This window comes from Stenotrophomonas sp. GD03958, assembly GCF_029839005.1.
In the GTDB taxonomy this organism is placed as follows: domain Bacteria; phylum Pseudomonadota; class Gammaproteobacteria; order Xanthomonadales; family Xanthomonadaceae; genus Stenotrophomonas; species Stenotrophomonas hibiscicola.
The window spans coordinates 1-3,167 of sequence record NZ_JAOBZT010000140.1 but is presented as its reverse complement, the minus strand read 5'-3'; the positions used below and the strand labels follow the sequence as shown (position 1 = coordinate 3,167).

Below are 3,167 nucleotides of genomic sequence, written 5' to 3'. Positions count from 1 at the left end.
CGAAGGCGCGATGGAGGAAGTCGACCTGCTGGTGATCGGTGGCGGCATCAACGGCGCCGGCATCGCCCGTGATGCCAGCGGACGCGGACTGCGCGTCCTGCTGTGCGAACAGCATGACCTGGCCGCGCATACCTCCAGTGCCAGCAGCAAACTGGTCCACGGCGGCCTGCGCTACCTCGAACAGGGCGAATTCGGCCTGGTGCGCAAAGCGCTGGGTGAGCGTGAGACGGTACGCCGGCAAGCCCCTCACCTGGTCCATCCGCTGCGTTTCGTCCTGCCCTGGGAGCCGCACCTGCGCCCGCGCTGGATGCTGCGCGCGGGACTGTGGCTGTACGACCATCTGGGCCGGCGCAGCCCTGCGTTTCCCGCATCGCACGCACTGGACCTGCAACGCGATCCGCTGGGTCGCTGGCTCTCCCCCTCGCTGCGCATCGGCTTCAGCTACGCCGATGCGCAGGTCGATGACGCGCGGCTGGTGCTGCTCAACGCCCTGGATGCCGCGCAGCGCGGCGCACAGGTGCGGGTCCGCAGCCGCTGCATCAGCCTGCGCCCCGTTCAGGGCCGATGGCAGGCCGTTCTGGAATCCGCCGATGGCCAGCCGCACCCGGTGACTGCGCGCGCCGTTGCCAATGCGGCTGGTCCGTGGGCCGGCGGCCTGCTGGAACAGATGCAGGGGCGCGGCGATGGCCCCGCGCTGCGCCTGGTGCAGGGCAGCCACATCGTGCTGCGCCGCCCCTGGCCCAGCGACAGCGCCTGCCTGCTGCAGCAGCCCGATGGGCGCGTGGTGTTCCTTCTGCCCTTCGCCTACGACCACCTGCTGGTCGGCACCACCGACACCGACTATCGCGGTGACCCGGCGCGCTGCAGCGTGCTCCCTGCGGAGGTGACGTACCTGTGTGATGCGGCCAATCGCTACCTGCGTGATCCCATCGCAGCGGAGGACGTGGTCTGGCGGTTCGCTGGCGTACGCCCGTTGCTGGCCGATCCCGATCCGCGTGCGGCACGACTCAGCCGTGATTACCGCCTGCAGTTGCAGTCCCACCCGGCACCGGCGCTGCACGTGCTGGGAGGCAAGCTCACCACCTACAGGGTGCTGGCCGAGGAAGCGCTGGAGCTGCTGCGGCCGGCGCTGCCGCAGATGGGCCCGGCGTGGACGGTAGGCGGAGACCCGCTGCCTGGCAGCGACTGGGGCGACGCCACGCAGGCATGCTCGCGCCTGCAGTTGCTGGCACCGTGGTTGCCCGAGGAAATCGCACGCCGCTGGTCCGACGCCTACGGCAGCCGCAGCGCGGAGCTGCTGCATGGCCTGCAGGGTGTGAACGATCTTGGCGAGGACTTTGGGGGCGGCCTGCACGCGCGGGAAGTCGCTTTCCTGCGTGAGCACGAATGGGCCTCGGATGCCGAGGACGTGCTGTGGCGGCGGAGCAAGCTGGGGTTGCGGCTGGATGCGGCGCAGGTGGCGCGGCTGCAGGCGTGGATGGGGCAAGCCAGCGTGTAGAGCCGGGCCATGCTCGGTTGCATCCGCACAACGCAGCCGAGCATGGCCCGGCTCTGCAGGAAGCTGAGGTACCTTACCCCGACCGCTCTACCGGAGACGCTGCATGACGCCCCGCTACGTGCTGGCCATCGACCAGGGCACCACCAGTTCGCGCGCGATCCTGTTCGACCGTGCCGGCGACATCGTCGGCAGTGCACAGCGCGAATTCGCACAGATCTTCCCCCAGCCCGGCTGGGTCGAGCATGACCCGCGCGAGATCCTTACCAGCGTCTACGCCACGCTGACCGAACTGCTCAGCCGCGAACAGATCGATCCGCGCCATATTGCTGCGCTGGGCATCACCAACCAGCGCGAAACCACCGTGGTCTGGGACCGCGCCAGCGGCCAGCCCATCCATAATGCGATCGTCTGGCAATCGCGGCAGAGCCACGCCATCTGCGAGCGGCTGAAGTCCGACGGGCATGAAGCGCTGGTCCGCGAGCGGACCGGCCTGCTGATCGACGCCTATTTCTCCGCGACCAAGGTGCGCTGGATCCTCGACCACGTGGAAGGTGCGCAGCAGCGCGCCGAGCGTGGCGAGCTCCTGTTCGGCACCATCGACAGCTGGCTGGTGTGGAACCTCAGCGGTGGCCAGGCGCACGTGACCGATTACAGCAATGCCGCGCGCACCCTGCTGTTCAACATCCACACGCTGGACTGGGATGAAGACCTGCTGGCGCTGCTGGACATCCCGCGCGCGATGCTGCCGCAGGTGCGCGACTCCAGTGCGGTGTACGCACACACCCGGCCGCAGTTCTTCTTCGACCACCCGATCCCGATCGCCGGCATCGCCGGTGACCAGCAGGCGGCGCTGTTCGGCCAGGCCTGCTTCCAGCCGGGCATGGTCAAGAACACCTACGGCACCGGTTGCTTCATGCTGATGCACACCGGCACGCAGGCGGTACGCTCGCGCAACGGCCTGCTGACCACCATCGCCTGGGGACTGGACGGGCGCGTCGAATATGCGCTGGAGGGGTCGATCTTCGTCGCCGGTTCTGTCGTGCAGTGGCTGCGCGATGGGCTGCGCATGATCGAACGCGCCGGTGACAGCCAAGCGCTGGCCGCACAGGTACCCGACAGTGGCGGCGCCTACCTGGTGCCGGCGTTTGTCGGCCTGGGTGCGCCCTATTGGCGCAGTGATGTGCGCGGTGCGATGTTTGGATTGACCCGTGGCACGCGCAAGGCGCACTTCGTGCGCGCCGCGCTGGAAGCGATGGCCTACCAGACCCGCGACGTGCTCGATGCAATGCAGTCCGATGCCGGTATCGCGCTGACCGAACTGCGCGCCGATGGCGGTGCGATCGGCAACGACTTCCTGGCCAGCTTCCAGGCAGACATCCTCGGTGTGCCGCTGCTGCGGCCGCGGTTGACCGAAACCACCGCGCTCGGTGCGGCCTATCTGGCCGGCCTGGCCGTCGGGTTCTGGTCCAGCCGCGAACAGATCGCCGCGCAGTGGGGCCTGGACCGGCGCTTCGAGCCACAGATAGACGTGGCCCGGCGCGAGAAGCTGTATGCGGGATGGCAGCAGGCGGTTGCCGCCACCCTCGCCTTCCACGTGGATTGAAGGTAGTGCCGGCCGCTGGCCGGTAACCCCGTTGAACGGTCACACGCCCATGTAACGGCCGGGGCG

General features: G+C 68.8%; 2 protein-coding genes. Both read left to right on the top strand.

Annotated features, from left to right (window positions below; translation table 11 throughout):
- The first annotated feature begins 10 nt into the window (after positions 1–10).
- Positions 11–1,498, top strand: coding sequence for a glycerol-3-phosphate dehydrogenase (gene glpD, locus N5C25_RS20415; protein WP_251102543.1), 1,488 nt, complete (start codon positions 11–13; stop codon positions 1,496–1,498).
- A gap of 103 nt (positions 1,499–1,601) precedes the next feature.
- Positions 1,602–3,101 carry a glycerol kinase GlpK gene (gene glpK / locus N5C25_RS20410; RefSeq protein ID WP_262214030.1) on the top strand — a complete coding sequence of 500 codons (1,500 nt, stop codon included), beginning with the start codon at positions 1,602–1,604 and terminating at the stop codon, positions 3,099–3,101.
- Positions 3,102–3,167: the final 66 nt, after the last annotated feature.